The 26,034-nt window shown below is 28.3% G+C and carries 19 protein-coding genes; 18 read left to right on the top strand and 1 reads right to left on the bottom strand.

The window, feature by feature from the left end:
* Nucleotides 1-46 precede the first annotated feature (46 nt).
* The 9 genes from CLOCEL_RS12120 (at nt 47) to CLOCEL_RS12080 (ending at nt 13,234) form a co-directional block, all read left to right on the top strand.
* Nucleotides 47-487, top strand: coding sequence for a phage holin family protein (locus CLOCEL_RS12120; protein ID WP_010074650.1), 441 nt, complete (start codon nt 47-49; stop codon nt 485-487).
* A gap of 41 nt (nt 488-528) precedes the next feature.
* Complete coding sequence (locus CLOCEL_RS12115) at nt 529-1,443, top strand: N-acetylmuramoyl-L-alanine amidase (protein WP_010074649.1); 915 nt, start codon at nt 529-531, stop codon at nt 1,441-1,443.
* A gap of 671 nt (nt 1,444-2,114) precedes the next feature.
* Nucleotides 2,115-3,395 carry an MBL fold metallo-hydrolase gene (locus CLOCEL_RS12110; RefSeq protein WP_013291758.1) on the top strand — a complete coding sequence of 427 codons (1,281 nt, stop codon included), beginning with the start codon at nt 2,115-2,117 and terminating at the stop codon, nt 3,393-3,395.
* Nucleotides 3,388-4,848 carry a trypsin-like peptidase domain-containing protein gene (locus CLOCEL_RS12105; RefSeq protein ID WP_013291757.1) on the top strand — a complete coding sequence of 487 codons (1,461 nt, stop codon included), beginning with the start codon at nt 3,388-3,390 and terminating at the stop codon, nt 4,846-4,848. The genes CLOCEL_RS12110 and CLOCEL_RS12105 overlap by 8 nt, the downstream gene beginning before the upstream one ends.
* A gap of 1 nt (nt 4,849) precedes the next feature.
* Nucleotides 4,850-7,351, top strand: a complete 2,502-nt coding sequence (locus CLOCEL_RS12100; RefSeq protein ID WP_013291756.1) for a DEAD/DEAH box helicase — start codon at nt 4,850-4,852, stop codon at nt 7,349-7,351.
* A 1,089-nt stretch (nt 7,352-8,440) separates the two neighbouring features.
* A complete protein-coding gene (locus CLOCEL_RS22010; RefSeq protein ID WP_013291755.1) occupies nt 8,441-10,534 on the top strand; it encodes an SNIPE associated domain-containing protein in 2,094 nt (697 codons plus the stop codon).
* A gap of 971 nt (nt 10,535-11,505) precedes the next feature.
* Nucleotides 11,506-11,772, top strand: a complete 267-nt coding sequence (locus tag CLOCEL_RS23530; RefSeq protein WP_087943105.1) for a GNAT family N-acetyltransferase — start codon at nt 11,506-11,508, stop codon at nt 11,770-11,772.
* A 42-nt stretch (nt 11,773-11,814) separates the two neighbouring features.
* On the top strand, nt 11,815-12,123 hold the full coding sequence (locus CLOCEL_RS22005) for a hypothetical protein (protein ID WP_013291754.1): 309 nt from the start codon (nt 11,815-11,817) through the stop codon (nt 12,121-12,123).
* Between the two features lie 574 nt (nt 12,124-12,697).
* Nucleotides 12,698-13,234, top strand: a complete 537-nt coding sequence (locus CLOCEL_RS12080; RefSeq protein WP_010074416.1) for a fasciclin domain-containing protein — start codon at nt 12,698-12,700, stop codon at nt 13,232-13,234.
* Nucleotides 13,235-14,450: 1,216 nt separating this feature from the next.
* Here the strand turns inward: CLOCEL_RS12080 and CLOCEL_RS12075 are convergent.
* Nucleotides 14,451-14,891, bottom strand: coding sequence for an Arm DNA-binding domain-containing protein (locus CLOCEL_RS12075; protein WP_010074417.1), 441 nt, complete (start codon nt 14,889-14,891; stop codon nt 14,451-14,453).
* A gap of 575 nt (nt 14,892-15,466) precedes the next feature.
* Between CLOCEL_RS12075 and CLOCEL_RS12070 the strand changes: the two genes are divergently transcribed.
* The 9 genes from CLOCEL_RS12070 (at nt 15,467) to CLOCEL_RS12030 (ending at nt 25,841) form a co-directional block, all read left to right on the top strand.
* A complete protein-coding gene (locus CLOCEL_RS12070; protein ID WP_010074419.1) occupies nt 15,467-16,600 on the top strand; it encodes a hypothetical protein in 1,134 nt (377 codons plus the stop codon).
* Nucleotides 16,601-16,822: 222 nt separating this feature from the next.
* Nucleotides 16,823-17,410: a CAP domain-containing protein gene (locus CLOCEL_RS12065; RefSeq protein WP_010074420.1), complete on the top strand. Its 588-nt coding sequence runs from the start codon at nt 16,823-16,825 to the stop codon at nt 17,408-17,410.
* A gap of 350 nt (nt 17,411-17,760) precedes the next feature.
* Complete coding sequence (locus CLOCEL_RS12060) at nt 17,761-18,696, top strand: adenosine deaminase (RefSeq protein ID WP_010074421.1); 936 nt, start codon at nt 17,761-17,763, stop codon at nt 18,694-18,696.
* Nucleotides 18,697-19,005: 309 nt separating this feature from the next.
* The gene (locus tag CLOCEL_RS12055; protein WP_010074422.1) at nt 19,006-19,785 is read left to right on the top strand and encodes an HAD family hydrolase; all 780 of its coding nucleotides are present in this window, start codon (nt 19,006-19,008) and stop codon (nt 19,783-19,785) included.
* A gap of 101 nt (nt 19,786-19,886) precedes the next feature.
* Complete coding sequence (locus CLOCEL_RS12050; RefSeq protein WP_010074423.1) at nt 19,887-20,306, top strand: GNAT family N-acetyltransferase; 420 nt, start codon at nt 19,887-19,889, stop codon at nt 20,304-20,306.
* 297 nt (nt 20,307-20,603) lie between these two features.
* A complete protein-coding gene (locus tag CLOCEL_RS12045) occupies nt 20,604-22,664 on the top strand; it encodes a BglG family transcription antiterminator (protein ID WP_010074424.1) in 2,061 nt (686 codons plus the stop codon).
* A gap of 1 nt (nt 22,665) precedes the next feature.
* The gene (locus tag CLOCEL_RS12040; protein WP_010074425.1) at nt 22,666-23,100 is read left to right on the top strand and encodes a PTS mannitol transporter subunit IIA; all 435 of its coding nucleotides are present in this window, start codon (nt 22,666-22,668) and stop codon (nt 23,098-23,100) included.
* A gap of 1 nt (nt 23,101) precedes the next feature.
* A complete protein-coding gene (locus CLOCEL_RS12035) occupies nt 23,102-24,265 on the top strand; it encodes a mannitol-1-phosphate 5-dehydrogenase (RefSeq protein WP_010074426.1) in 1,164 nt (387 codons plus the stop codon).
* Nucleotides 24,266-24,428: 163 nt separating this feature from the next.
* The gene (locus CLOCEL_RS12030; RefSeq protein WP_010074427.1) at nt 24,429-25,841 is read left to right on the top strand and encodes a PTS mannitol transporter subunit IIBC; all 1,413 of its coding nucleotides are present in this window, start codon (nt 24,429-24,431) and stop codon (nt 25,839-25,841) included.
* The last annotated feature ends 193 nt before the right edge of the window (nt 25,842-26,034 follow it).

Genomic DNA, 26,034 nt, shown 5'->3' with positions numbered 1-26,034 from the left:
CTAGTGCTTTTTTAATATAAAAAATTAATAGAAAAGAGGAATTGAAATGGATAAGTTTATCAATATTAAAACAGGACTTTTCGCAGTAGTTGCAGTGTTTGGAGGAATGTTTAGTGATGTATTAGGTGGATTTGACAAGATATTAATGGCTTTACTTATTTGTATGATTGCAGACTACATAACAGGGTTAATAGTAGCTTTGGTATTTAAAAATTCTACTAAAACAGAAACTGGTGCAGCACAAAGCAAAGCAGGGTTTATTGGTATAGTTAAAAAGATATTTGTATTAATTTTAATTGTAGTAATAAATCAAATCGATATAGTTACAAATACTAATGGTTTTTTAAGAGATGCAGCCATCATGGGTTTTATAGCTAACGAGGTTTTATCTTTGATTGAAAACGCAGGACTTATGGGAATAAAGCTACCAGAAGCAGTAACTAATGCAATAGATGTATTAAAGAATAAAAGTGAAAGTAGAGAGTAGCCTTTTTAGCTGCTCTTTTCTTATGGAGAGGATGAAGTAATATGGTGCCAATTATAAAACAAATAAGCAATTTCAATTATTCGGAAGGCAACAATATAAAATTCATTGTATGCCATTTTACAGGCAATGATAATGACACAGCAAAGAATAATGCTGACTATTTCGGAAGTTGTGACAGAGAGGCTTCAGCACATTATTTTGTTGATAACAATGAAATAAGACAAGTGGTAGAGGAGTATAATGCCAGTTGGCATTGTGGCGATGGCAATGGAGCTTATGGGATAACAAATTATAATTCTATTTCAATTGAAATGTGTGGAGCTAATGGAGATATCTCAGAAACCACAGCAAAGAATGCTAGAAATTTAATAAGACTTCTTATGAAAAAGTATGGTGTTCAAATAGAAAACGTAGTAAGGCATTATGATGCCAGTAGAAAGAATTGTCCAAGTCCTTTTAGCAGCAACAATTGGGCAAGATGGACAGAGTTCAAAAACAAGATAGTTAATGAAGTGGAGGAAGATGAAATGAAGATAAGAATATTCAGTAGAACATGGTACTTAGCACAATACCCAGATGTATTAAAGTCAGGACTTGATCCATATCAACATTATTTAAGCTATGGGAAAAAAGAAGGTAGACAACCACTGCCACCAAAGCCAAAGGATTTTACTGATGCAGGATATTTAATATGTAATACTGATGTTGTTGATGCAATAAATAGAGGGGAGTATGTTAGTGGACTAGATCATTATTATGAGTTTGGGTGGAGAGAGGGTAGAAAGTGGAATTATGTTCAGAATATTAAGGCGGCAACAGTTATTTTGGATCAAAAAGGAGAAGCGTTTTATAGGGTTATTGCGGGGTCTTTTAAGGATAAGAAGAAGGCTGAGAAAAGAATAACCGAATTAAAAAAAGTTGGGTTTAATAGTTTTATAGTAGCATATAATAATTAGATATTTAATGGGTATCAAGTAGGAGAAATCATACTTGATACCCACTTTTTTTTATTGCTTAGGAATTTGAACTTTTTTTGAATCAAAAAAGCACCTATTAAGAGTTTCTAAATCAAATATTTACCGCACGTGTAAGAAAAAAATGAAAAACATACTTGAAACATGTTGTATTTAAGATGGAAATCATTTAGTATATTTTGTTATAATTTAGTATAAGTTTAGGTATATTATAATAAGTTGAAATTATTTGAAATATAATGATATTATAGATATATAAGCATAATAAGTGTATAATCTCAAAAATATTGTGTCTAAATTAAAATATCTAGACTAATAAAAGAGGTATGAAGTTTTTAAGAAGATTTAATTGTAAAAAATATTAAAGTTAATTCCTTGATGAATGATATGAGTTAAGGATATTAAAAACTATAAGGTTGATATACTTTCTAATAAAATTGAAACAATGAAAACAAATAGGTTAGAAAATAAAATTTTATTAAACGATTATGCGATACCTGGAAGAAAGTGGAGTGAAAAACAACATTAATGCTGAAGTTGGATAGATGGTTAATAATCTGGTTTCCGATCGTAAGGTATGTTATAGGTTATGAAAACTCTGCTTTGTGAAGAAAAATATAAGAAAATTTTATATTAGAAAGACGTGTAAAAAAATGAAAATATTTATACAAGTTAAGGTTTTTCCTGCATCAAATGGAGAATGCATTTTAATAAAATTTATAGGAAAGAGAGTTACTAATATATTAATAGATTGTGGTTATGTATCAACATATAAAATTATAAAGGAAGAATTACATAAATTAAAAGAAAATAATGAGAAGTTAGATTTAGTGGTTTTAACACACATAGATAATGATCATATTAATGGAGCTAGATGTATATTTGCAGACTATATAAATGATAGGATATGTGAAATTTCTGAAGTTTGGTACAATGATTATTTTAGTATTTACGATATTGAAAATAATAATAATAGTATAGAGGAATGTGAAGAGGAATTTAAAATTTTACAAACAATTATAAAACAAAAATATCCTAATGATCCAAATCAAAATGAAGAAAACTTTGTAGGATATAAAACAGCAAATATTTTAGTAGATTACCTGCAAAATGAAAAGATATATAAAAAACTTAATAAATCATTTACAAATGGAGTGTTTATAGAAAATAAGCATGAGATAAAAAGCAAGAGAATAAATGATGAAGTGGAACTAATAATATTAGGTCCTAAAAAAGAGATTCTGCAACAATTAGTATATGAATGGAGAAGTTATCTAAAGAAAAAGGGATTTAATAAAGAAATAGTTAAATCAAAAGAAATTGCTAAAGCTTTTGAACTTTTTTATGTAAATAAGGTTGAAAAGATGAATATACAAACAGTTAAGGAAAAACAGTGTTCAGTAGCTACAAAGCTTGAAGAGTTACTAGAATTTAATGAGTGCGATACAGGTTTAGAAAATAGAAGCTCTATTTCATTTATTTTAAAATTTTATGATAAATCCATGCTGTTTTTAGGGGATAGTAGTCCAATTGATTATGATGAAGTATTAGAAAAAATAGGACAAGATATGAAAGATGAAAAATTAAAATTTGATTTAGTTAAAGTATCACATCATGGAAGTAAATACAATATATCAAAAAAGTTTTTTGATATAGTAACAAGTGATAGATATATTATATCTACCAACGGTTATGGACATCATCATCCAGATTTTGAATCTATATATAAAATAATATGCATGCAAAAAGAAAATAAACTAATAAAATTTAATTATAAACAGAAGAGATTGATGAATTTTGTAGAAAAAAATAAATTGGATGAAACAAATAACTTTAAAATTGAATATGAAAATGAAAGTTTGAAAGGTAAAAAAATTATGGAAATAGATATTACAGATGAAGTTATAGAATCAAAGGGTGAAAGAAATGAATGAAAAAATTATAGGAAGGGTTACATGTAATGAGGACTTATTAGGAACATGTTTTTTAGTTACTCCATCTTATGTATTAACGGCATACCATGTAATTAAAAATAAAAACAATGTAAAAATTGAATTTCAAGTCATTGGTGAGACAAGAAAAGTTGAAAGTATTTTTTTTTATAATGAGAAAGATATAGATCTGGCGATTATAAAATTGAATAAGGATATTAAAAAGGCTATTGAGTATTGTGATATAGATACTATTATAGCTGTTGAACAAGGTGATTTTTGGGAAACAAGTGGATATCCAGATGAATATGAAAATGATGAACGTTTATATGTAAATGGAACTATAAATAGATACATAGAAGATCAATTACCAGACTTGGAGTTATCTATTAATGATCAGAAGGAAGTAAGTGAATGGCAGGGAATATCAGGTTCTCCATTGATAGTAAACGATCAAATATGTGGAATTGTTTTAAAAGAAAGAACTTCTAGCCTTAAAACAAAATTAAAAGCTATAAGTATGGAAAAAATTATTGGATTTTTATGTAATGAAACTGAAGTATTAAAAATATTATCTTATAGGAGAAAAAATTTACTCAGTGAGCGAATAGAAACATTTAATAAAGAATGTAATGATATATTTTTTTCTTACAAATATGTCGGAGAAGATTTCATTTCAAATTGTTTAATATTAAAACCTGAGAGCGAAATTAATGACCTTGTATATATAATAGATTTATTTCTAAAAGATTATGCAAATAGTATGCAAGAAATAATTAATGAGCAAAACAATAATATGATAAATAGACGTAAACAAGAAAAGAGAAATGAATATGCTGCAGAAGAATTAAAAAGGATATTGATAAAGAGCAATAAGCTTGGGTTTGCTCTTCTTTGGATTATATTGGAGGGTGTATTTCAAGCCCCTCGGGTGGCTACAGCTTATTCTATGGAAAATGAAATAAAACAAGATATTTATATTTCTAGGAGTGCAGATAGCATTAAAGTATCAATTGGTTATACAGAGATGAAAAAAGACCTAATGCAATCAATATTAAAAGTTCTTATTGAAATTGATAAAGAAATAGGAACTAATGAACAGAAAATCTTTATTTGGGATGAATTAGCTATTAACTATTTAGATATTTATAATAGATTGCATGTAGAAGAACTGCAAAAAAAAGAGCAGAGTGGTGAAAAGGTTAATTTAGAAATAGTTATACTACATTCATATGATAGTAATATTTATAAGAAAAATATTTATAAGAAAAGTAACAATACTAATAAAATAGCGGAAAATTTTTGTAAAGCAGAACTTGATCAGTATAATAAAAAAATTGTAGAAATATGCTCAAAATTCAAATGGATAAAATCCAAACAAATCATGTGGATATCTTTACCATGTGAGTCTTTAGAGTTATTTCATAATATAATTCAGCATGGAGCGGAGGACTAATATGATTATAAATAGAGAGTATCTTAAGCTCATAGATGAATTAATAATTAAATATATCGAAATTGAGATAAAAAAAGATTTTTTAGAAGAATATGATAAAAATAAAGTAAATATAAAGGAACTAGCTTTTTTGGCAGAAAAAGCTCTTATTTTAGCAGATTCTAGGAGTTTAGCAAATAAAGAGAGGGCACTTAAAATAGCTACACTTATAGCAAAACAAACAGTTTATAACAGTCAATTAAACTTAATTTCAAGTATTATATTAGGAAGAATAAAAAATTTTAAGAGCCAAGAACTTTTAGATAAAAAACTAGAGAATAGTTTGTCTAATAAAATATCCCCATTTGATATGTTAAAAGAAATCATATATAAAAATAATAATACAGTTAAAATAGCTAATAATAAATTTTTATTGAATGATTTCCAGTTAGACTTTTATGATCTTGTAATGCATAAAAATATAGTTAGTGTCTCAGCTCCAACATCTATTGGAAAGTCTTTCATAGTTAAGAGAACATTAATAGATTTACTTTTAAAAGGTGCAAATACATGTGTATATATTGTACCATCTCGAGCTTTGATAACAGAGGTAATAAATGATTTAAGAAAAGAAATAAGTAGAATGAAACTTGATATACAATTTAATTTATCATCATCATCAGATATAAGCAATCTTGATAAAGAAAAAAAGACTATACTAATATTAACTCAAGAGAGGTTCTATCAGTTGTGCAATAATAATGAATTAATAGTAGACATACTTATTGTAGATGAAGCACAAAATGTTATAAATGGCACTAGAGGAATTTTATTAGAATATAGTATTAAGTATGCTAAAAGATTATGGGATAATTTAAAAATTGTTTTCTTAAGTCCATTAATCGACAACCCAGAAAAGTTTAATGAAAGATTTTCTAAAGATAATACAAATGGATTTCTGAATATAAAACAACCAACAGTAAGACAAAATATCATTAAATTGTATAAAGACACGAGAGGATACAAAGTTGTAGCTAATAAAAAAGTAATTAAAGAGAAAGTTAAGATAAATAGGTCAGGTTCCATACCAAGTAATATAGCAAATGTGGTGTTGAATTTTAACAATGGAGAAAACTCAATTATATATTGCAATAAGACAAGCTTAGCTGTTGAAGTTTGTGAAAAATTATATGATTCTGGCTTATACGAAGATTTGGATAATGAAGATTTGGAAGACTTTGCAGATTTTATTGAATATTCTATCAGCAAGAAATATTTATTGAGTAAATATATAAGAAAAGGAATAGTATATCATTACGGAAATTTACCCCCTTTTATAAGAGGTGGTATAGAAGAATTGGCGGCATCAGGATGTTTTAAAGTTATAGCTTGCACATCAACTTTGCTTCAAGGAGTAAATCTTCCTGCTCAAAATATATATATCTACAATCCATGTAAAGATGATATAGAATTAACTAATTTGGAGTTTTGGAATTTAGTAGGCAGAGCTGGTAGGATGGGATATGATTTTTGTGGTAATATCATATTAATTCAGAATGATTACTGGACTGATATAGATAAATATGATAACAAATGTACTACAGTAGAGTTTTTATCAGACACATATAAAAGTATTGAAAATTTAACACAGATGATTGAAAGTAGTGAAGATATAAATAATATAGGGTATAGTGATGAAATTGATGATTATATAATTAGTTCAACTATTATAGATAGAATTAATGGGCAAGATTTAGTGAGCAATATAGAGTGTAAAGATTCATTGTTATATGAAAATTTAGAACTTATGGTGGATCAAATTATTAAAAATTTTAGTCCGCCTAAGGAACTTTTAACTCGTCTTGTTGGTATAAAGTATTCCAATATAGAACTGCTGTGGAATTATTTTAAAGAAAATGATAATATAATAAATGAATTGTTGATACCACATCCATTTAGTGTGGATAAAGATACTTTTATGAGTATATATATGAAAGCTATTAGAAATATTAATGAATTTTTAATGGATGAAAAGTTATTCAATGAATATGATGCTATTAAACTACCCTTAATGTCATATTCATGGATTATGGAAGATAAACTGAGAAATATATTAATGCATAAAATAAGTAAAAATGGTTTGCAAAATTCATTACCTGATAAAGATATTTCTAAAATCATCGAAAGGGAAGTAAAGTATCTAAATAATAATATTAGATTTAAACTAGTAAAGGGATTTTACGCATATGGAGAAATATTAAAATCGTACCTAAAGCAAGTTGGAAAAGACGAGCTATTAGAGAATATAATAAATATACCTATGTATTTGGAAATAGGAGCTTGTAGGAAACCAACGATAGAATTGATATCAATTGGGATGAATAGAGAGTTTGCAGTAGAAATTACTGATAAATACAAGGTTAGAGAAAATAGCATTATTAAAGACTTAAAGAGAATAGATTTACAACGTATAAAAAACAATTATTTAAGGAAAAAATTATCAGATTTTATTAAGACTATATAATAAAAATGAGTTATTCTGATATTTTCGTTTTAATAAATTATATGTTTATACTTGCTTAGTTAAACTTATCTTTTAAATCTTAAATTCTTCAATATTAATATGAATTTATTTATATTAATATTGAAGAATTGCTATTCATATAGTTTGTTAAGAAATATTTATATACTGTAAGTAAAATATGAAAATTATTTCAATTAGATGGTTTATTATCTTATGAACTCTTCACTAGTATTCCTAGGTTGAAGTGAACTTTCTAGAGTTCTGATTTTAACAGAGTTAAGATGCCAATTTATCGGCAAATGGAGTTTATAAAAGATTTTAGTTAGAAACAGAAATTATGAAGTTACTAAGATATAAAAATGAAACTCTTCTTTGAAGTAGTTATTTAAGTATATTCGTTCTGTTTTTAACTCTATCAGTAAGCATAGAATAATAGATGATTTTAAATTTATTTTCCAACACAAGTTTAAAATAGGCTAGAAAATTGTATAAATATAAAATCCGCTAAAGTCTTGAAAAGTCTCACTTTTAGCTGATTATGGACAAGTACAAAAACAATTATTTTAACTCAGGAATTCGTTTCCTAGAATGCTTACTAATATGAATTAAATAAACCCAAAACCAATAATTAAAACCGTCCTTCAACCGTCCAAATAGAATTTTTTACGGTTATTTTACGTTAAAACATGATTACAGAAAAATTTAAAAATGGCTTAAATACAACAAGGTTTTTAGGATATTAGAAGTTCCAAATTAGTATAAATTATATACTTGCTAGAACTGCAAAACCTTTATTTAACAACGATAAAAACAATATATTTACTGATATTGTTTTTAATCGAGATAAGTCGATGAATTGCTAGGCAAGAGCGGCAACTGTTTATGTTTCTTTAAGAAAAGATAGACTTTTAGAAGCAACATTGAAGGATAAAGAAACATTTTTAGAAATAGTCTATGGAAAAAATAAAAAACAACTATGAACATATTAGAGGACAGTTCAGTATGTGGGATTAAACAATATTTATATCAGAATGGTCATCGTAAGGTAATTAGCCATTAATTACTTGCATAGAAAGAGGAGGTAGGATTATGTGGCTATTTATTTGTGGTATCTTATGTTTGCTTACATTAAATTATAGAAATAAATATAAAAAAAATTATTCTGATATTGAAGAAAGTAAACGAATGTATAACGAATTAAATGCTGAAATTAATAAAAAAAATAATATATTAGAACTTAGAGAAAAAGAGTTATTGGATAAAGACGACCTCCTAAATGAGTTACAATTTAAACTTAAAAATACAGAAAAACAGAAAACTAAATATCAAACTTTATATAATAAGTTTGTTGAACAGTATGAGATATTGAAACTTAAAGAACGAGAATTGTTAGATATGGAGGAAAATCTAAAATGTTATGACATTAAGCTTAGCGATAAAAATAAAGATTTAAAAAGTGATACTGAAATTATAAATAAACTAAAATCTGAACTTGAAGATGCAGAAAAACAAAAAACTGAATATAAAATTTTATATAATGAACTCGCTGAAATGCCTGATATATTGAAACTTAAGGAACGAGAATTATTAGATATGGAGGAAAAACTAAAATTTTATGACATTAAGCTTAGCGATAAAGATAAGGATTTAAAAAGTGATACTGAAATTATAGGTAAACTAAAATCTGAACTTGAAGATACAGAAAAACAGAACACTAAATATAAAATTTTATATAATGAATTTGTTGAAAAGCATGAGATATTAAAGCTTAAAGAACAAGAATTGTTAGATAAAGAACGTGAATTGTTAGATATGGAAGAAACTTTAAAATCTTATGACATTAAGCTTAGAGATAAAAATAAAGATTTAGAAAGTGCTGCTACTGAAATCATAAATAAATTCAAGTCTGAGTTTGAAGATGCTAAAATAAAAAAAGCTAGGTATTATAAGTTGTATAATGAACTTATACAAGAGTCAAATAGTTTAGAGCTTAGAAAACAACGATTATTAGAAAAAGAAGAAGATTTAAGGGCTTATGATAACATGCTTAGATTTAGGGAAGAAAAATTATTGAATATTGATGAGCATGTCAAAAAGTTAGAAACTAAATATAAACAATTAGAAAATGAAATAAGTTTACATGAAATTGGAATTTATGAGTTGAAATATAATTTTGAAAATTTAAACTTATATGAAGAAAAACTTGAAGAAATAAGAGTAAAAGAGAAAGAATTATTTTTACTAAAGAAAGCATGTATCTGTAATGATCCAATATCAGTAATTCATAGCATAGGAATAGGGAGAAGTGTTATATATAGTTATTCTGAGCTCATGCTAAAAGCATTTAATCTAGAGTGTAGTAATGCTATAGAAAATGTAAACTATAAAAATATTGAATTAGTTGAGAAAAAACTTGAAATTGTTTTTGAGTATATAAACGATATAGGTAAAAAATTAAATTGTGAGATTACCTATCAATATTTTAATTTGAAGAGGCAAGAATTATACCTTGTATTTGAGTATCAAGAAAAAGTATATCAAGAAAGAGAAAAACAAAGAATTATCAAAGAGCAAATTGCTGAAGAAGAAAAAGCTCAAAAGGAATTCCAAAAAGCACTTATTGAAGCTGAAAAAGAAGCAGAACGATATAATAAAGCTTTAGTTCAAGTAAGACAAGAACTCGAAAGAACGACTGGGGAAAAAGTATATAAACTTGAAAATATAATTATAGAATTGGAAAATAAATTACAAGAAGCTGAAGAAAATAAGAGAGCAATATCACAAGCTCAAATAACCAAGTCTGGACACGTATATATAATAAGTAACATTGGTTCTTTGGGTGAAAATATTTATAAAATTGGAATGACAAGGAGAATTGATCCTAATGAGCGAATACGGGAGTTAAGCAGTTCATCAATGCCATTTCCATTTGATGTACATGCCATGATTTTTACAGAAAATGCACCAGAGCTTGAATTGACAATTCATAAAATGCTATCTCAAAGAAGAGTTAATAGGGTAAATTTAAGAAAAGAATTTTTTGAAGTTGAGCTTGAGGAAATTAAAGAAATAATTGAAGAATTAGGTATCACTGATGTAAAATATACGTATGGCTTTGAGGCAAAAGAATATAGGCAGTCTTTGTTGATAAAGCAAGCAGACTTAAAGTTAATTGCACAATAATACATAAGCAAATGTTGATATTTAAGAGATACTGCACGAACATCAAAATAAATTTGATGTCCGTACAATAAGAGATTTATTTTCCCACACTTTTCCCACACAAGTTTAAAATAGACTAGAAATTTATATAAATATAAAGTCCTCTAAAGCCTTGAAAAACCTCACTTTTAGCTAATAATGGACAAGTATAAAAACAATTTTTTTGACTCAGGAGTTCGATTCTCCTAGGGGTCACCAAATTGTCTGCAAACTGCTGATAGCAACGGTTTGCGGGCTTTTTTTATGCCATTTTGAAGGGCTAAAAATGAGATTTTCCCACACTTTTCCCACACAAGTTTTCGATGAAAGTTAGGAAATGCTAAATAGAAACTTTAAGATAGGGTAGGTGTGAAATTTTTAGTGAGAGATATAGTTTCTTCTAAAATGATGTAGTAAAAGAAAAAATTAATTATTCAATTTTATTATAATCATAGAGAAGTAAGTTATATTCATGGAAGTATTGAATTGTCTTAGATTTGAGAGAAGTGAAAATATAAATCACTGATGTTTATGAAAAATTTTAAGAATTAAGTTGATTAAAGAAAAACTCAGAAATGGGTTCTTTTTATATGGACTAAAATGAGATACTTTGAGGACGTAGTTATATAGAGATAGTTGCTATTAAAGAGCTTTTAGAGCATATATACATTGAGGAAACAAAACGATATATATAGACATAAGCATTAAGGGCATTATGAGAGTAGGATACTTATGATATAATTAGCTAATAAATTTAATTTACAATAGAAACTTATTATGAATAAGTAGGTGATATATTTGTTTGAAATAAAAAGAGGTATTTTGACAGCAGAACAATTTATTGTTTTAGTAGAATCTGTAGGATGGGGACATCCAACTATTGAGCAAGTAGAGATAGCATTAAAAAATTCACTATAACTGCTTGTGTTGTAGATTGTAATAGAGTCGTTGCAATGGGAAGAATGTTTGGAGATAATAGCATGTCTTATTTTATAAAAGATGTAGTAGTTTCTCCTGAATATCAAGGCAAAGGTATTGGAAAACTTCTTATTAATGATATGATAGCTTTTATTAAAGAGAAAACACCAAAGGGATGGAAGTTTTGTGTTGAACTTATGAGTGCTTCAGGAAAAGAAGTTTTTTATGAGAAGCTTGGATTTGAAAGAAGACCCTCAGTAATGTTTGGTGCTGGAATGTTTTTAATTGAAAATAATATATAGTATTAATTCATAGAAGTTAATTGATTGCAAGAGTGAATAGTTATGAAAAATGTGTGTTTTGAAAATGGTATAGTAGTTTATGATGAATTTAGTGTAGCTATAGAAAAGCCATTAGGAAATCAGTTATGGGAACTAAAGGAAGATTTATTACAAGTAAAGTACTTTGATAAATATAGAAATATATACATAATTGATATGGGTTGGTATCCTGAATTTAACCCTCTTGGAAAGCTTAAGATAGTTATTGTTAGAAACTTTCAATGGGATAATCCAGTGTATATGAGAACAGGGAATATTCAGGATGTTTATTCTATTTTGAATGATTGCATTGATTATATAAATAGAATTTAATAATATGTAATAAAAATGAGTAAAATGATATGATAAGAAATAAAATATCAGAAATAGTAAAAGAATTAAACAGAACATTAAAATTATAAATCTATTTAATATGTGGATATAGATAATAAATACTAATTAGTGGAGGTTAATATATGTCTATACCTAGATATATTCGTTGTGAACTTCACCTCCACCACCACCATGAAACCCACGAAAATCTAAAATTTGGATTTTCGTGGGTCTTTTATTTTATAGAAATAAATTCATTATAAAAATCAAGATTAGCTTTAAAAGTTTAGCTGAATATCTTTCTTTCTAGGATCTAAGGATTTATATTTACTTAATATAAACTCAGTTCTTCTCATTTTTGAACATCTAACTAGATATGGAGATATTTCTTTTAAAAATCAAGAGCATAATTTTAGGATAGAGATGAAGAAAGGTATTTATGCGGAGGTGAAAGTGTTGTTTGGCAGTGGTCATTTTGGCTGTATATCAAATAAAAAATTTAAATTATTTAATAAATATAATAGTAATTGTGCATACTAAGTTAGTAAATATAAATTAAGAAAGGAGATATATTATGAAAAAGAAAATTACTAAACTTATAGCTTTACCAATAATGTTATTATTATTTAATATTATGGGGGGAAATTGTCATGCTTATGCACAAGTTACATATTTAGCTCAGGAACAACAAAATAATTCAAAGGATATTGTTGACATTGCTATTGGAGACAATAGGTTTAAAACTTTAGTAACTGCTTTAAAGGCTGCAGGATTAGTTGATACACTTAAAGGGCAAGGTCCATTTACAGTGTTTGCACCTACAGATGATGCGTTTGCAAAGCTTCCAAACAACACCGTCAACGATCTTTTAAAACCAGAAAATAAGGAGGCACTCGTAAAGGTTTTAACTTATCATGTTGCACCTCAAAAGCTCACTGCAGCAGAAATATTAAAGTTAAATGGTAAGGAGTTAAAAATGTCAAATGGGGAAAATGCTAAAATAGAAATGAAAAATAATGAAGTATATATTGATGGAGCTAAGGTTGTAATTACTGATATTATGGCTAAAAATGGAGTAATACATGTAATAGATACAGTTATGATGCCATAAATAATAAGTACGTATTATAAAATGATAAAGGCATTTTCTTTTAAGAAATATTAGTTTTAAATATGGTATTTTATCTATTATGTATGAATATAGTCATTGTTGTGTATATTTATTGAGGATTTGCTGTATTAAAAGAAGTTATTAGAGATTGATAATAAGTCTAGATGTATTATTGTATATTTTATGGGTGGATTTTAAAGGTCATGCATCAACGGATGGAGCAATAGTAACTTTGCAACCTTCTTTATAACATATAAGAAAATACTAAAATTTGTGAAATAGAGTATAAAAATGAGTTTGCCCACAACTACAAACCGTTGTGGGCAAATTGTTGAAAAGCCATTAAAAACATCGGTTAAATCCAGTAATAGAGAGGTGTGAAAGCATAAGTGTAAAGATGAAGCAAGACATGGAAGTGCCTTTAAAGGATTATTAAATAGATATTTTAACTAAATATAAATGACAGTCAGAACCCCCTGAAAACTTAGTGTTTACAAGGGGTATTGTAATGTATTGAACACAGAATGTTATTTGTGGCTTAAGCCGTCATACACAGCATACTATACACAGTATATCTTCTCAAAGTATTGTGTATCAATGGGTTACAGTCATTTTTATTTGCTTATTTATAGGTTAAAATCAAGACCAGAAGAAGGTTTTAACGGATAGTATTTTAGTTCTGTGTATCCAACGAAGCTGAACAATTCCTATTGAAGTAAGTCCGTGGTTTTATACTTAATTTAAGCTATGTTTAAGAATAACGTTGAAATTAAAAAGCAACCCTGATGGGTTGTCTTTAGTACATTATAAATGAAAACTGTGAAATAACTCAACGGTATATTACCTTTTTGGGAGGTGTGCTATTCATAGGATAAAAAAGAGGAGTTTTTGTCCACTCCTTTAGGATTACTATAGAGAATATAATACTATAGACTACTTTTTACTGCAATATCGCTACCTTTCAAGTATATTTGAATTTTATCATTTTATTTACAAAAATACAAATAGGATTTATTAATAAAATAGCAAGGTATTTTACATGCAACAATGAACCATATCCCTATTGTTTCTATATACTTCCACATGTAAAATTCGGGTGTCTTTTGCAGTTATGGTTTTAAAGCACTAAATGATATTATTAATAATATCCGGATATAACCAATTTCCCATTCTTTTATTAAGTGTTATGCTTTCTATGAGCTATTAATAAACAAACTCAAAAATTATAAAGTTGAGGATAATATTGCAATTTTTTATCAATATTAACAGTATTGTTATTAAAGTCAAAGTCTGACCATCTTAATGTATAACATTCACCAGTTCTAAGACCTAAATTTATTCCTAATTGAAATGCTAGATGTAAGCTTGTACTTTTAAGTCGAGTACTTAATTTCACTAATTCTTCTTCAGTGTATATTTTTATTTGACCATCTGAGTTCAATTTCGGTGGAATAACCTTATCTAAGGGTGAGACTTTTAGATATTCCATTCTTTTTGCATAATTAAAAACAACTACTAAAAGATTGTATAAGCTTTTAACATATGAAGCACTTAATTTGGTGCTTTTTTCAGCTTCCTTTTTTAAAGTAAAGCCACCTTTTTCAAATTGTTTTCTTTTCCCATCAATTAAGACTAAGTCTATAATGAGGCTTTTCATAGATAAGTAAAATTCTATAAAGATAGTTATGCTTTAAGATACTCATACACACATTAGTGATACTAATGTGTGTATGTAGCTTTATAAACATTAATCCACACAAGTTTAAAATAGACTAGAAATTTATATAAATCTAAAGCCTTGAAAAGTCTCACTTTTAGCTGATGATGGACAAGTGTAAAAACAATTTTTTTGACTCAGGAGTTTGATTCTCCTAGGGGTCAAAAAATTGTCTTCAAACTGTTGTTGTGAACGGTTTGAGGGCTTTTTTTATGTCTCATATTCTGACGAATCAAATAAAAAAATTAATCATTTAAATGCTTTTTGTATATTCAGTAGCACAATCAGTTAGATTTGATGATATACTTGTGTTTGGTCAAAATGTTCTCAAGGAGTTTTTTAATATTTATAATGCTTAATTATTTAATACTAACAGCTAATAATCATAGAAAGTTAGCTATAAACGGGATATCTTTATTTGCGGATATGCCAGACCATAGCAAGTTAATGATATAATTTACATGTGGGAGAACAACTATATTCTAGTTCTCTTATGTCTAATAGGAGGAATTTAAGTGATAAAGCATAATATAGATTTAAAGAAATTCATACCAAAAGGACAAGTTACATATGAGTATAAGGAGAATTTACTTTATATGACCACTAATAGATCAATACCGACTCAACGTTTTGATAAGGAGCATTTATCAATAAATTCCTATATTAGTCTACCTATCAAATATAAATTGCCTTTACGAATTGATATAGTAGCAAAAATTGATGCTCCTGGGTTATATATACTTTTAGGAAAAGGACACGTGAATTTTGGTACTTTATGGTCAGACAATAGACGAATAGATGACATTGTATCTCCAGTGAGAAAGACATTTCATTATCATAATCATATTAATCTTAACGAGTTTACGAATATTTCTTTAATATATGATTTTAAGGAAATGCAAATTATGATTAATGGAGAGGAACGGTATTATTCAAAAAAAGAAAAATACATGAAATTCAAAGGATTCACAGAAATTAATACAAAGGGGTTTGAAGTAAAAATAGCCTGCGATAAACTTGTAAATTTATGTGTAAAGTCGGTTTCTATAACTGAATATAAGGATACATGTGGGATTTATCATTCAAAGATAGAACTACCTGTTGCAATTACAAAAAATGAAGCTATTGCACAGGGTGAAAAGCCAACCTTTGAGAAATGTATCTCTCTTCTTCCTTTGGATATGCAAAGTGAAATTACTGATATTGATGAATATTTTAAAACTTTAAAACCATTGAAATTTAAAAGGACTATAGAAAAAAACGGAAATAAAATAACTTATATTGAGTCTCAGTATGGATTTTCTTATGCTATATATTTAAGTAATGATGTTTTTGATCATTCTCTTCAATGGTATATTATAACTAATGGGAAGCCAGAGACGTGGCATAGAAAAGCAGATGTAATGGAAGAAATACTTGATAGGCTATTCCTTAAATCACCGAATTTTGCGGAACGTATGTTTTCGAATTTAGATGATTGTGTGGGGTGCTATAAAAACTGTTTGGCAAGAACAAAGTATAAATTAAGGGATAACCATAAAGATGTTTGTCATGGAAAGTTAAAATTTAAAATGAATAAAATTGGTTTTGAGGACCTTCGAATTTTCATTTTAGAAATAAAACAATTTGTACAGGAAACAATAAAATAATAGAAGCTTCTTAGTGATAACAAAGAAGCTTTTCATTTATAGAAATAATAAATGTATATTATATACTGAGTAAATAGAATTTTTACGCCAATATACATTGTAGTAAGTAAAATGTGTTAAATTACAAAGATAACCTTCATAGGGCAAGATGATAACTAATTCCAACTATTTTATCGAATTTAAAAAGCTGTTGAGGTAATCCTATATATAGGAGGTGATACTATGAAACGTATAGCTAAGATGTTATTACTATTATTGATGTTCGTTCCGTCAATGGCTTCAGCAGAAACCTATGCTGAAAAATCTGAAGATATAATGTGCAATAGTGAAGTGAAAGATCAAACTTACTTATCTAAGACTATCAATGAACAAGTACTCGATTCTAATAAAATGTACCTAATGCAGAAGTCAAACATAACTAATATTAGCGCTACTAAAAGTATTGAAAAGGAAGTTATCAGATTAAGTAATTTGGAACGTTCAAAGCGTGGTTTAAAGCCATTAAGTGAGGATTTAAAGTTATCAAGGATAGCAAGACTTAAGTCACAGGATATGTCTCAGAAAAATTATTTCAGTCATACTTCACCAACCTATGGATCTCCATTTAAGATGATAAAGTCATTCGGTATTAATTATCGTAGTGCAGGCGAAAACATTGCTAAAGGTCAAAGGTCAGCACAACAAGTTGTTAATTCATGGATGAATTCAAGCGGACACAGAGCCAATATACTAAATCCTGGTTTTACGCATATTGGAGTTGGATATTCTCCTAATGGTAACTATTGGACACAAATGTTCATATCTAAATAATGGATCTTATTAAGTTTAATATTGGGGTTTGTAGGGGGTTAATAAAAATGTTATTAGGCAGGGTTAAATCCCTGCTTTTATATTATCTAAAAAGATATATGAACATATTAGATTTACATTAGTATTCACAGTAGTGATGAGTTGAATTATTATGTTACGTCAGAGATAATAATGGAATATTTTTGATAAGTATATGTAATTTTAAGTAAAGTAATTGTATAATTTACATGTAAGATTAATTATTGATTGTAATTAATTGTGGAAAAAGATTATTTATATAATCAGTAGAAAAATAACGATTTGTTGGATTGGTTATTATTAAGTTAGGTGCAGTAAAAAGGAGCGATAATGTGAAGCACGAATTTATAAAAGCATTAGAAAATAATGATTTGCCCGAAATGAAAAAGATACCAAAAAGTGATTTACATAATCATGCAACAAGAGGTGGAAATAAAAGATATATTGGAAAATATTATGGGATTACCATACCAAAACATCCCAAGTTTAATAATCTTCATGAAATGAATCAATGGAATTCACAAAATATAAAGCCATTTATCAAAGGAAGAGCAGGCTATAAAAAAAGAATAGAAGCAGCTTTTGTTCAAGCTAAGAATGATGGCGTTAAAGTGTTAGATATGTGTTTTGAAATTGGCGAAGTTTCTGAATTTGGAGGTTCAGTTGAAAGAATGGTACAAGCGTTAAAGAGCCTTCATAATACATTTGCCCCTAATGTAACTTTTATACCAGGAATTGCGCTGGGTTCCTATTATCCTATGGATGAGATGAGTAGGGGATTGGAAGAATTTTTGGCACAAGATTATTTTAAATCACTTGATATTTATGGTGAAGAAGAGGATGCACTTAAATTTAAAAGTTTATTTAGAAAGGCTAAAGACAAAGGATTAATATTGAAAGCGCATGTTGGGGAATTTGGAAGTGCTGAATTGGTTCAACGTGCTGTAGAAGAGTTGGAGCTTAATCAAGTTCAACATGGCATAGCTGCAGCAAATTCTAAAAGTATTATGAGATGGCTTTCAGACAATAAAATTATACTTAATGTATGTCCAACAAGTAATGTTTATCTTAGCAGGGTTGAGGATTATAATGTACACCCTATTAAAATATTGTATGACAATGGTGTAAAAGTAACGGTAAATACAGATGATATGATAATATTTGATGCAAGTGTTTCAGAAGAGTTTTTTAACCTTTATAATGCAGGGATATTTGCTGCTGAAGAATTAAATGAAATAAGAGAAAATGGATTGAGAGCGGGTATTTAAATATACATTAGATGGACCAGATAAAGATGTACCATACTTTTATGCTAATCGTGAGGAGATTTTAGATTTATTTCGTAATTTTGATATATATATGTTGCAATAAAGTTCATTCACAACTTATCAAGATTTGCCGCTATAGCTCAAAATTTTAAATGTATTTTTATTATTGAAACTTATATAGAAAGAATACGGCACATAGATTACTGCTACATAGACTCAAATAAGTTAGAGTGCAAATATCATTACATAAATGCACGAAAGAAATAGAACCTGCAAGTATTTTATAGAATAAGAGGTGAGAATAATTTAATGTTTGATGTAATTGCGCTTGATTTAGATGGAACTTTATTAAAAAACGACAAGACAGTTTCAGAAAAAACAATAGAAGCCTTGAAAAAGTGTGAAGAACTAGGCAAACAAATAGTTATTGTTACAGCCAGATCGCCAAGATTAGAAGTAATAAGGCTTCCAGCAGAATTGCAACGGGAATTTATGATATTTTATAATGGAGCAAAAATTTATCAAAACAATAAAAGAATATATATACAAAATATATCATTAGATTCAGCTGAAAGTATTAAAGATTTAATACTAAGAAAGTATGCTCAATGTAAGGTAGGTTTTGAGATCAACAATAAATTGTATACTAACTTTAAAAATGATAGTATTTTTGGAACTACTAAGTTTGAGACAATCGATTTAAATACTTTTAAGTTAGAAGCTCCTACTAAGGTTTTAATAGATATGAGCAATATACAAGATATTAATGATTTCAAATTATACTTACCTTTAGATTGTAATTTGATTATAACTGATAACGGAAAATTAGGTCAGATTATGGCTCAAGGAGTAAATAAGTTAAATTCATTAAGGTATATTCTTAAGGGACTAGATACAAGTATTGATAGAGTGATGTTTTTTGGAGATGATGTTAACGATATTGAATTAATAAAAGAATGTGGTATAGGTGTAGCAATGGGGAATGCAATTGAAAAGGTAAAAGATATTGCCAAATATGTAACAACAACTAATGAAGAAGATGGAATTGCAGTTTTTCTTGATAAATTTATGAAAAATGATTTATATTAGATATAAAATTTCAGTTAAAACAAAACTAAACCCTATATGATATAATTAGAAATATATTTTCGCTTATGGAAATAGTGAAGTGGAGAGGGGTATTTCAAATTATGGTTATAGATAAGTTAAAGGCAGAGGATATTCCACATTTATTGGAGTTATATAGTAGTCTAGTTCCATTTGAACTTTCAATTGAAAACTCTTTTGAAGTATATAAGCAAATGTTAAAGGATGAAAGTTATCATTTATTAGTTGCTAAGGAAGACAATGAACTTCTAGGCTCTGTACTTGGAATATGCTGCAAAAGTTTGACAGTTCCTTTCTTGGTAATCGAAGATGTGATTGTTAAAGAAGGTTTGAGAGGAAAAGGAATTGGAAGAAAACTTATGGAAGCTCTTGATGAATTTGCTAAAAAGAATAATTGTGCTTATTCAATCCTTGTATCATCTGGTTTTAGAAAAGAGGCTCATAAGTTTTATGAAAATGTTGGTTTTATAGATAGTGTGAAAGGGTTTCGAAAAGTCTATTAGTGGACATATTCATAAATGTAGTTAAAATAATGAAGGTTAAAATTGAACATATTTTAGGTAAAACAAGAGGATGGTTAAAATCTGTTGAATAGGCCTTTAACGGCTATGAATAAAGAATAAATATAATAAAGATGGTAACAACTATTAGTGTACTTATAGGAATGTATATTAATAGTTGTTTTATTTTTAAATTTGTCATTGAAAACGTAACACTATTTTGAACTTGTTGAAATTGAATTGAGGATTAAGATAAATTATCATAAAGATATAAAATCTATGATTAGCTAGGTGATTAACATGAATAATTTAACTCCTAGACAGCAATTTGTACTAAACAAAGTGTTGTATGAAGGATCAATTAATATTAATAGTCTTGAAAGGCAACTAAATGTAAGTTCCAGAACAATATTAAGAGAGATAGCTTCACTGAATGCAGAGTTAAAGAAGTCTAGTATTAAAATATTTAACGATGAAAAGATGGATTTAAACATTGCAGGGAATAAAGAAAATATTCAAGAGATAAAAGCATCATTAAACTCAGTTCCAGTCCAATGGTTATTTACAAAAGAACAAAGGCAGATAATTATTGCTTGTGAATTATTAGTTAGTAAAGAACCATTAAAAGCTTCTTATTTTAGTCACAAATTTAATGTGGTAATGGGGAGTATTAGCTTGGATCTAGACAGCATTGAAAAAGTTCTGATTACAAAGAATCTATGTTTAATTAAAAAAAGGAGTTACGGTATATCTATTGGAGGATCTGAATGGAATAAAAGAAATGCTTTTGTTGATCTTTTATTTGAGTTTAAAACTTTTGACGATTTGTTATCGTATTTTTATAACAGAAAAATTGACTCAGTAGTGAAATCGTTCTTCGAGATCATTTTTGGTAGTAAAACAATTAATCTAGTGAAAGATGTATTAAATGAAGACAAATTTCAATCTTTAAAAATAAATGATGTTAAATACCTAAGCTTTTTCATTCAGGTGTTGTTGGCGATAAAAAAGACAGAAAATTCCGACAATATACTTTTGCCGCAGAAGGTGAAAGAAGATATTAGAGTTTTAGTAGACTATGAAAGTATAAAATTTTTAGATGAAAGTTTAAAGCAAAGGGGTATCGTACTGCCAGAAGATGAACTAGGTTACCTCTATTTATATTTAAGTGACTATAAATATTTATATAAAAAATCAGGGAATAGTACAGAGTCAGATATTGATTATGGAGATGTAGTTAGAGAACTTGTAACAGAAGTTTCAAAAAAAATAAACTCAAATTTATCAATAGATGACCAATTGATAAAAGATTTAACTCAGCATTTTAAACAAACTTTCTATACGCTGAACTTAGGGGTTAAGGTTATTAACCCATTAATAAACGAGATAGAAGAACATTATTCACAACTATTCGAGATAATTAACGAAAAATGTAAATTGATTTTTTCTAGGTACAATCTAAAAATTCCTCGAGAAGAAGTTGGATATATAACTATGCATATTGAGGTTGCAATTCAGAGACAGCAGTCTATATTAAAAAAAATAAAGGTACTCATTGTATGCTCGGGGGGAATAGCTACATCAAGAATTATAAATAATAAGATAAAATCTCTTTTTCCGGATATAGAGGATATTACTATTGGATCTTTACATGATATAAACGATTCAAATTTAGAAAATAAATATGATTTAATATTAGCTACTGTTCCGGTAATGTCAAATGAGGCAAGTAATATTATAGAAGTATCTCCATTTTTAACTCAAGAAAATATTGAGAAGATAAGCAATTTCATTTTTAATTTAAAAGTCAATGCTATCAGTAAAGAAAAATTTACTGATACTAAAAATGAAACAAATAAAAATGAAATTTCAAATACTGAGTATGAGATAGCTAATTCAGTAATAAAAAACTTTCAATTAGAAAAAGCAAATGTTGAGACTTTCGTAGATTTGATAAATCATGTTGTTGACGACTTAGCAGACAAAAAATTTATTAAAGATAAGGAAGTAGTAAGAGAACTCATATTTAAAAGAGAAGAAAAGGGAAATGTAGTTGTTCCAGGTAGTAACATTGCATTAATTCATACTCGGAGCGATGAAATGAGCACTCCTCTAATAGGAGTATATAGACTTGAAAAATCACTTTCTATGGGAAGTGTAGGTTTTACAACAGAAGATGTGGATACATTTTTAGTATTACTTGCAAGAAACTCAGAAAGTAATTATATATTGCAGATGTTAGGCAAAGTTAGTTCAGCATTAATAGAATATGATGATTTTGTTGAAATGTTAAAAATAGGAAACTTAAAAGATATTAGGGACTATTTAATTAATATTGTAAATATTGAGGAGGACAAATAGGATGGAAGTTTTATCAAAACAAAATATTGTACTTAACTTAGCTTCAGAATCAAAACATGAAGCTATCGAAAGAGCAGGTAAGTTGTTGGTAGTAAATGGGTATGTGAAAGAAAATTATATAGAAGGTATGAAAGCTAGGGAGGAAGAAGTCACTACTTATATTGGAAACGGAGTAGCCATTCCTCATGGAATGAATGAATATAAGAAAGAAATCTTAAACTCAGGAATAGTAATACTTCAATATCCAAGTGGTGTAGATTTTGGTGATGGAAATATTGCTTATATTGTTATAGGCATAGCTGGAGTAGGTGATGCCCATATGGAGATATTATCTCAAATTGCATTAACAGTACAATATGAAGAGAATGTTGAACGACTAAAAAACTCAAGTTCTCCAGAAGAAATAATTTCTATAATTGAAGAGGGGGAAATGTAATATGAAAGCAGTTCATTTTGGTGCTGGCAATATAGGAAGAGGTTTTATTGGGTACTTACAATATAAATCAGGCTATGATGTTACTTTTGTGGATATTTCAGATTTCTTAGTAGATGCTATTAATAAGTATAAGAATTATACAGTTATAACCTTAAGTACTTCAGAAAATAAAGAAGAAGTTAAAAATGTTAGTGCAATACATTTAAAAGATATTAAAGCTTTGGAAATAGCAGTGTCGGAAGCTGACCTAATAACAACGTCAATAGGTGCTAATAATTTGGCTAGTACTGGAAACGTTTTAAGAGATCTTTTAGAAAAAAGAGTACAAGTTAATAAAAAAGAACTTGATATAATTGCTTGCGAAAACGCATTATTTGCTACGGATATCCTCAAAAGGTCTATTTTTGATGGGGCTAGTATAGAACTAACTGAATACTTACAAGAGAAAGTTGGATTCCCAAATAGCGCAGTTGATAGAATTGTCCCAAATGTTAATATTGAAAAAGAATTGCCTATCGATGTTGCAGTAGAAGATTTTTATGAATGGGATATAGAAAAAGACAAGATAAAGATCAATTCAGAAATTAAGGGTGCTGAATATGTGGACAAGCTAGGACCATACCTTGAAAGAAAATTATTCTTATTAAATGGTGCTCATGCAACTATAGCATATTTGGGATACATTAAAAACTATAAATTTATCCATGAGGCTGTAACAATGGATGAAGTCATAAGAAATGCAGCTATAGGGTTTCACAATGAGGGAATTAAAGCTCTAAGTGTTAAACATGGTATTAGCGTTGAGGAGTTAAAGAATTATTCTAAAAAAATAATAGGTAGATTTGAAAATTCATATCTTCAAGATGAATTAAGCCGTGTAGGTCGCGACCCAGTAAGAAAATTATCAGCTAATGACAGATTAGTAACACCATTAAAACTTTGTTATGAATTAGGTTTAGAGGCTAACAATATTTTAACTGGTATCGCAGCAGGATTCTTATTTGATTTTGAAGATGACGAAAAAGCACAAGGAATTCAAAATAATATTAGGACTAATGGGATTGTAAAGACTGTCAGTGATGTAACTGGATTGTCACAAGATGATGAAGTAATCACAGATATTGTCAGGAAATATGAAGAATTAAAAGTTTGCTATCTTAAGTAAATACCGGAGTTAAAAAACTAAAAGAAACAATTTAGTTTTTTACTTCAAAGTTGTCAATGAAAACGTATCCTGAAATTGAATTTGTATAAATTGAATTCAGGTATTGTAAACCGTATCATATTAAGTGTAGGAGATAATAATTAAACTATAGGAGGAATCATATATGCAAAATGTTTCAGGAAGAACTAAAGCATCAGGCAAAGAAAGAATTCAAAAGTTCGGTAATTTTTTAAGTAGTATGGTAATCCCTAACATTGGAGCTTTTATAGCTTGGGGATTAATAACAGCATTATTTATTCCGAAGGGGTGGTATCCAAACGAATATTTTGAAAAACTAGTTGGACCAATGATAACTTATTTATTACCACTTCTTATTGGTTATACAGGCGGTAATATCGTATATGGTAAAAGAGGCGGTGTTGTAGGTGCTATAGCAACAGCAGGTGTTGTAGTAGGAGCGTCAATGCCAATGTTCCTTGGTGCAATGGTTATGGGACCATTTGGAGGATATTTAATCAAGAAATTTGATAAATTAGTTGATGGAAAAGTTCCAACAGGCTTTGAGATGTTAGTTAGCAATTTTTCATCAGGTATATTAGGCGGTGGTTTATCACTATTAGCTTATTCAGTTATTGAACCAGTAGTATCAGGTATTTCAACTGGCCTTGGTAATGCAGCACAAGCAATAACAAATGCAGGGTTATTACCTTTAATAGCTTTTGTAGTTGAACCAGCTAAAGTTTTATTCTTGAACAATGCAATAAACCATGGAGTATTCTCACCACTTGCAGTACAACAAGTACAAGAAGTAGGTAAATCAATTTTCTTCTTACTTGAACCAAACCCAGGTCCGGGACTTGGAATATTATTAGCTTATATGTTTTATAGTAAAGGTACAGCAAAGCAATCATCCCCAGGTGCAATAATCATCCATTTCCTAGGTGGTATACACGAAATATATTTCCCATATGTGCTAATGAAACCAGCATTAATATTAGCAGTTATAGCTGGTGGAGTAGCTGGAAATTTAACTTTTGTAGCAACAGGAGCAGGGTTAGTAGCATCACCTTCTCCAGGAAGTATAGTTGCATTAATAGCAATGGCACCAAAAGGTGGGCTTTTACCAGTACTTGCAGGGGTAGCGGTAGCAACAGTTGCTTCATTCTTAGTAGCAGCATTAATTATTAAGAGAAATCCTGAATCACAAGAAGATTTAGAAGAAGCACAATCAAAAGTAAAAGCAATGAAGGCAGAAAGTAAAGGTCAAACTTTAGCAAAAACAGAAATTTCAAAATCAGATATAAGCTTAATCGTGTTTGCTTGTGATGCTGGTATGGGATCATCAGCGATGGGAGAATCTATTCTTAAAAAGGCATTAAAAGATGCAGGAATCACTAATATTGATGTAAAGCATTCACCAGTTGACGATATACCAAAAACTGCTGATGTAGTATTTACACAAGAAAGTTTAGTTGAAAGAGCAAAAAAATCAGCTTCTAGTGATGCGACTATAATCACTGTTAAGAACTTCTTAGATCGTGCTAAATACGTTGAATTTATTGATGGATTAAAATAACACTATACACCTCACAATTGTGAGGTGTATAATACTTAGGATATAAAGAATTATAAAAATATTATTAAATTTCAGATATTTTTAAATTCATTTGTCAAATTTCTATATCTATAATATAATGTGTTGTAGGCTTTTAACTATATAACAAAGCGCCAGAACTTAAGTGAGTCTCTGAATCTTTGATTCAGTCAGA

It is taken from the genome of Clostridium cellulovorans 743B, from assembly GCF_000145275.1.
In the GTDB taxonomy this organism is placed as follows: domain Bacteria; phylum Bacillota; class Clostridia; order Clostridiales; family Clostridiaceae; genus Clostridium_K; species Clostridium_K cellulovorans.
The sequence above is the reverse complement of the archived record's forward strand: the minus strand, read 5'-3'. Positions and strand labels throughout refer to the sequence as shown.

Bases quoted from the DNA above. Each gene is read 5' to 3' on its own strand.
- CLOCEL_RS22010 (WP_013291755.1), top strand. From the start codon at position 8,441: ATGTGGCTATTTATTTGTGGTATCTTATGTTTGCTTACATTAAATTAT.
- CLOCEL_RS12105 (WP_013291757.1), top strand. From the start codon at position 3,388: ATGAATGAAAAAATTATAGGAAGGGTTACATGTAATGAGGACTTATTA.
- CLOCEL_RS12055 (WP_010074422.1), top strand. From the start codon at position 19,006: ATGTTTGATGTAATTGCGCTTGATTTAGATGGAACTTTATTAAAAAAC.
- CLOCEL_RS23530 (WP_087943105.1), top strand. From the start codon at position 11,506: ATGGGAAGAATGTTTGGAGATAATAGCATGTCTTATTTTATAAAAGAT.
- CLOCEL_RS12120 (WP_010074650.1), top strand. From the start codon at position 47: ATGGATAAGTTTATCAATATTAAAACAGGACTTTTCGCAGTAGTTGCA.
- CLOCEL_RS12035 (WP_010074426.1), top strand. From the start codon at position 23,102: ATGAAAGCAGTTCATTTTGGTGCTGGCAATATAGGAAGAGGTTTTATT.
- CLOCEL_RS22005 (WP_013291754.1), top strand. From the start codon at position 11,815: ATGAAAAATGTGTGTTTTGAAAATGGTATAGTAGTTTATGATGAATTT.
- CLOCEL_RS12040 (WP_010074425.1), top strand. From the start codon at position 22,666: ATGGAAGTTTTATCAAAACAAAATATTGTACTTAACTTAGCTTCAGAA.
- CLOCEL_RS12065 (WP_010074420.1), top strand. From the start codon at position 16,823: ATGAAACGTATAGCTAAGATGTTATTACTATTATTGATGTTCGTTCCG.
- CLOCEL_RS12045 (WP_010074424.1), top strand. From the start codon at position 20,604: ATGAATAATTTAACTCCTAGACAGCAATTTGTACTAAACAAAGTGTTG.
- CLOCEL_RS12100 (WP_013291756.1), top strand. From the start codon at position 4,850: ATGATTATAAATAGAGAGTATCTTAAGCTCATAGATGAATTAATAATT.
- CLOCEL_RS12075 (WP_010074417.1), bottom strand. From the start codon at position 14,891: ATGAAAAGCCTCATTATAGACTTAGTCTTAATTGATGGGAAAAGAAAA.
- CLOCEL_RS12115 (WP_010074649.1), top strand. From the start codon at position 529: ATGGTGCCAATTATAAAACAAATAAGCAATTTCAATTATTCGGAAGGC.
- CLOCEL_RS12030 (WP_010074427.1), top strand. From the start codon at position 24,429: ATGCAAAATGTTTCAGGAAGAACTAAAGCATCAGGCAAAGAAAGAATT.
- CLOCEL_RS12050 (WP_010074423.1), top strand. From the start codon at position 19,887: ATGGTTATAGATAAGTTAAAGGCAGAGGATATTCCACATTTATTGGAG.
- CLOCEL_RS12080 (WP_010074416.1), top strand. From the start codon at position 12,698: ATGAAAAAGAAAATTACTAAACTTATAGCTTTACCAATAATGTTATTA.
- CLOCEL_RS12110 (WP_013291758.1), top strand. From the start codon at position 2,115: ATGAAAATATTTATACAAGTTAAGGTTTTTCCTGCATCAAATGGAGAA.